Origin of the sequence: Collinsella sp. AM16-21 (assembly GCF_003471905.1) — a bacterium.
Taxonomy (GTDB): domain Bacteria; phylum Actinomycetota; class Coriobacteriia; order Coriobacteriales; family Coriobacteriaceae; genus Collinsella.
Map to the genome: position 1 here is coordinate 1 of NZ_QRKJ01000028.1, position 5090 is coordinate 5090.

3 protein-coding genes are annotated in these 5090 nt (G+C 61.9%); 2 read left to right on the top strand and 1 reads right to left on the bottom strand.

What is annotated here, in order from left to right; genetic code table 11:
* Nucleotides 1-88 precede the first annotated feature (88 nt).
* Nucleotides 89-1051, bottom strand: coding sequence for a UDP-N-acetylmuramate dehydrogenase (murB, locus tag DW180_RS09970; protein ID WP_117564858.1), 963 nt, complete (start codon nucleotides 1049-1051; stop codon nucleotides 89-91).
* Between the two features lie 183 nt (nucleotides 1052-1234).
* Here murB and DW180_RS09975 point away from each other — a divergent pair, with 183 nt between their 5' ends.
* Together DW180_RS09975 and DW180_RS09980 are read left to right on the top strand one after the other, a co-directional pair.
* On the top strand, nucleotides 1235-2263 hold the full coding sequence (locus DW180_RS09975; RefSeq protein ID WP_089573627.1) for a LacI family DNA-binding transcriptional regulator: 1029 nt from the start codon (nucleotides 1235-1237) through the stop codon (nucleotides 2261-2263).
* Nucleotides 2264-2467: 204 nt separating this feature from the next.
* Nucleotides 2468-4996 carry a phosphoketolase gene (locus tag DW180_RS09980; protein ID WP_118238519.1) on the top strand — a complete coding sequence of 843 codons (2529 nt, stop codon included), beginning with the start codon at nucleotides 2468-2470 and terminating at the stop codon, nucleotides 4994-4996.
* Nucleotides 4997-5090 lie beyond the last annotated feature (94 nt).

Below are 5090 nucleotides of genomic sequence, written 5' to 3' on the forward strand. Positions count from 1 at the left end.
ATGGAAACGGATGTTCTATCGGGACACACATTTTGTCCTATAAGCCTGAATTAAAGAAAGTGAAGGCCCCTTTCGGGGCCTTCTTTGTTTAGAGGAATTCGCCTACTCGGTGGACTTCGGGTTCGAGGTCCACGTCGAATTGGTCTTTGACGGTTGTTTGGATGTGGCGGATGAGTTCGTCGACATCGGCGGCGGTGGCGTGGTCGGCGTTGACGATGAAGCCGCAGTGCTTTTCGCTCACCTGCGCGCCGCCGATGGCGTGTCCTCGCAGGCCGGCGTCCATGATGAGCTTGCCGGCAAAGTAGCCCTCGGGGCGCTTGAAGGTGGAGCCGGCACTCGGCATGTCGAGCGGCTGCTTGTCCTCGCGGCGCTGGCGGTAGTCGTCCATGTCGGCCTTGATCATCGCGGCGTTGCCCGGGGCGAGATTGAAAGTGGCCGAAAGCACGATGAAACCGTCGTCGGCAATGCGGCTCTTGCGATAGCCCAGGTTGAGCTCATCGACATCGAACTCGATAATGCTGCCGCTACCGCGGGTGCCGTCGTCGAGCATGCGTGCGGGCTTGTAGACGCGCACGGACTCCAGCACATCGGCCATGCAAGCGCCGTATGCTCCGGCGTTCATGTAGCAGGCACCGCCGACCGATCCGGGAATGCCCGAGATGGGCTCCATGCCGGTAAGGCCGGCCTCGGCTGCCGCGGCTGCGACATCGGAAAGCAAGGCGCCGGCTGCCGCCGTGACGTGCGTGCCGTCGACCGTAATGTCGGAGAGGCCCTCGCCCAGCGCTACGACGACGCCGCGGATGCCCTTGTCGCCGACGAGCAAGTCGGAGCCGTTGCCCACGATGGTGAGTGGTAGATTGCAGCGATAGCAGGTATCGAGCGTGGCGACGAGGCCCTGCTCAGTATCGGGCGTGACAAAGACGTCGGCCGGACCTCCGATCTTAAACGTGGTGTGCTCGCGCATGGGCTCGCTCATCAGCACGTTGTCCTCGCCGGCAACGCCAGCGAGCGCGCACAGCAGGTCCTCGTTAAAAAAATCGTTCTCGTGCATACGGATATCCGCCTTTTGGTGGTCGTTGTCATCAATCGATTGCAATATACCCCACCCGGACGGATTTGGTGCGCTGGCGGCGATAAAACAGCCGTCCACCGGATTGGTAAAGTGTTTATCACCGAGGTAGAGGGGTAGTCGCTATACTTTCAAGAGATTGCGCGTAAACCCGGAAGGAGCGAGATGGCCAACAAAGTCACCCTCAAGCAGATCGCCCAGGAGGTGGGGCTTTCCCCCTCGTCGGTCTCGCTTGTTCTCAATAATCGGCCCTGTCGCATCTCGGAAGAAAACCGCAAGCTCATCAAAGAGGTCGCGGCGCGCAACCACTATGTTCCCAACCAGATTGCGCGCAGCCTGGTCATGCGCGAGTCGCGCACGCTGGGCCTTATCGTCCCTAACATCGAGAGCCGCTTTTTTGCCTCGCTCGCCGGTAGCCTGGAAAAGCGCTGCCGCGAGGACGGCTATGCGCTCTTCATTACCAGCTCGGGCGGAAGCGCCGATGACGATCTGGAGCTGCTGCGCCAGCTGGTGACGCGCGGCGTTGATGGCGTCTTCCTGGTGGTGGGTGACGAGTTCTCTGATGACCGCGCCCTGCGCGAAGAAGTCAGCCACCTGCCCATCCCGGCCGTAATGGTCGACCGTGCCATTGAGGGGCTCGAGTGCGACAAGGTGATGTTCGACCACGAGATGGGCGGCTATATGGCCACCCGCTATCTGATCGAGCAAGGCCACCGCCGTATTGCCTGCCTGGTTAATGCCCGCCGTTCCAATACGGGTCGCAAGCGACTTGCCGGCTATGAGCGCGCGCTGCGCGAGGTTGGCCTGCCGATCGACGCGCGTTTGGAGTTTGAGAGCGAGTACTACATTCCGAGCGCATACGAGGCCTCGGAGGCAGTGCTCGCAACTGACGCCACTGCCGTGTTCGCAAGCTCGGATAACATTGCCCTCGGTTTGCTCAAGCGCTTGCACGAGATGGGGAAGAGCATCCCGGGCGATATCTCGGTGGTGAGCTATGACAACTCGGCGGCCGACGTTCTCTTTGAGCCGGCGCTGACCGCGATTGAGCAGGACCCTGGTGTCCTTGCGGAGCATGCTTTTGGCTGCATGTCCAAGCGTCTTGCCGGTAGGGGCGGCAGGCGTGCCGAAGAGGTCGTTCTGGAGCCGGAGCTTATCGTTAAGGACAGCGTGCTCGAGCTTACTAAACACAACTAAACACGTTTACCAATTTGCAGAGACCGAATGTGGAGCACCTGTGACAATCAACGCCGCAGGTGAATGTCGCGTTTTGCTAATCGATGGGATTGATAAGGGTGGTAAAACGTTTTTTCACCATGATAAAACGTTTTAGCAAATATACTGGTCCCAACGAAAGGTTGCCGTATTGGAGGGTGACCGCACAGCGAAGGGACATAAACAATGGCTAAAACACTGGGGACGCCGTGGCAAAAGCTGGGCCACGAGGTGCCGGCTTCCGAGCTCGAGGGCGTCGACCTGTATTGGCGCGCATCGAACTATCTGTCCGTCGGTCAGATCTACCTTCGCTCTAACCCGCTAATGCGCCCCGACTTTGTCGACGAGAAAACCGGTGAGGTGCGCGACTTCGGTCGTCCGGACGTTAAGCACCGCCTGGTTGGCCACTGGGGCACCACGCCCGGCATCAACTTCCTGTTCGGCCACGTCAATCGACTGATCGCCGACCACAACCAGAATGCTATCTTCTTGATGGGCCCTGGTCACGGTGGCCCCGCCGGTACTGCTCAGTCGCTGCTCGACGGCACCTACCGCGAGATTCGCCCCGACATCACCAATGACGAGGCAGGCCTGCAGAAGTTCTTCCGCCAGTTCTCCTATCCCGGCGGCATCCCGAGCCACTTTGCGCCCGAGACGCCCGGTTCCATCCACGAGGGCGGCGAGCTCGGCTACACGCTCAGCCACGCTTACGGTGCCGTCATGGACAACCCGAGCCTGCTGGCCGTGGCCGTGGTGGGCGATGGCGAGTCCGAGACCGGTCCGCTCGCGACCTCTTGGCAGTCCAACAAGCTCGTGAACCCGGCAACCGACGGCATCGTCCTGCCGATCCTGCACCTCAACGGCTACAAGATCGCCAACCCCACCATCCTTGCCCGCGTGTCCGATGAGGAGCTCACCAAGTTCTTTGAGGGCATGGGCTATAAGCCGCACTTCTTTGTCGCCGGCTTTGACGACGAGAGCCACGCAAGCATTCATGCGCGTTTCGCTGCCCTGTTTGAGCAGGTCTTTGACGAGATCTGTGACATCAAGGTCACCGCGCAGGCCCAGGCCGCCGCAGGCGAGACCGTGGTCCGCCCGGCCTACCCCATGATTGTGTTCCGTACGCCCAAGGGCTGGACTTGCCCCAAGCACATCGACGGCAAGAAGACCGAGGACTCCTGGCGCGCGCATCAGGTGCCGCTGGCGAGTGCCAAGGACACCCACGAGCACTTCCGCGTGCTGCGCGAGTGGCTGCGTTCCTACAAGCCCGAGGAGCTCTTTACGCCCGAGGGCCAGGTGCGCCCCGAGGTGACGGCCTTTATGCCGACCGGCGAGTTGCGCATCGGCGCCAACCCCAACGCGAACGGCGGTAAGGTGCGTCGCGAGCTCGAGCTGCCCGATATTCATGCCCACGAGGTCCCCGTCGCAACTAAGGGTCATGGCTGGGGCTCCACCGAGGCCGCCCGCGTCTTTGGTGAGTACACTGCCGACGTTCTGGCCAAGAACATGGATGACTTCCGCATCTTTGGTCCCGACGAGACCGCGTCCAACCGTCTGCAGGCTGCCTACAAGGTGACCAAGAAGCAGTGGGACGCCGGCTTCTACGAGGACGAGGCCAACGACGAGCTGCTGGCAGGCTCCGGTAAGGTCGTCGAGCAGCTGTCCGAGCACCAATGCGAGGGCTTCCTCGAGGCCTACGTGCTCACTGGCCGTTCCGGCGTGTGGAGCTCCTACGAGAGCTTTGTCCATGTGGTCGACTCCATGGTCAACCAGCACTGCAAGTGGCTCGAGGCTACCAAGCGCGAGATTCCGTGGCGTGCCCCCATCAGCGGCCTTAACATTTTGCTGTCGAGCCACGTCTGGCGTCAGGACCACAACGGCTTCTCGCATCAGGACCCCGGCTTTATCGACCTGCTGCTCAACAAGGCCAACGACACGCACATCGTGAATGCCTACTATCCGGCCGACGCCAACATGGCCCTTGCCGTTGCCGAGCGCGTCTACCAGTCCACCGACTGCGTCAACGCCATCTTCTGCGGCAAGCAGCCTGCTCCGACCTTCCAGACGGTCGACGAGGCCAAGGCGGAGCTCGCCGAGGGCGTTGCGACCTGGGAGTGGGCATCGACCGCCGATTCGCTCGCCGAGGCCGATGTCGTGGTCGCCACCTGCGGCGACGTGCCGACGCTTGAGGCTCTGGCTGCAACCGACATGCTGCGCGAGCTGGGCATCAAGGTATGGTTCGTCAACGTGGTCGATCTGCTCAAGATCCAGAACGTCTGCGAGAACGACCAGGCTCTCAGCGACGAGCGCTGGGCTGAGCTGTTCGGCTGCGGCGAGAAGCCCGTCCTCTTCGCGTTCCACGCCTATGCCGGCACGATTCGCCGCCTGATCTGGAACCGCCCCGGCCACGATGCCTTCCGCGTCCACGGCTACGAGGAGAAAGGCTCCACGACAACGCCGTTCGACATGCTGCGCCTGAACAACATGGACCGCTGGACACTGGCCGCCGACGTGCTGCGCATGGTCGACGCCGATAAGTTTGCCGAGCAGATTGATAAGTGGGAGGCATTCCGCACCGAGGCCTTCGAGTTCGCGTGCGATGAGGGCTACGATCACCCGGCCTTTACCGACTGGGTCTGGCCCGACGCAGCAGCTGCAACCGCTGCCGACGGCGCGCTCTCCGCAACGCAGATGACCGCGGGCGACAACGAGTAGATAGGCATCCGGGACGGTCTCGCGCTGGGGCCGCCTCCGGGCTGGTGCCCTTCCTCGGAGAAGTGGGCTTCGCGAACTTCTCCGAGGAAGGGCA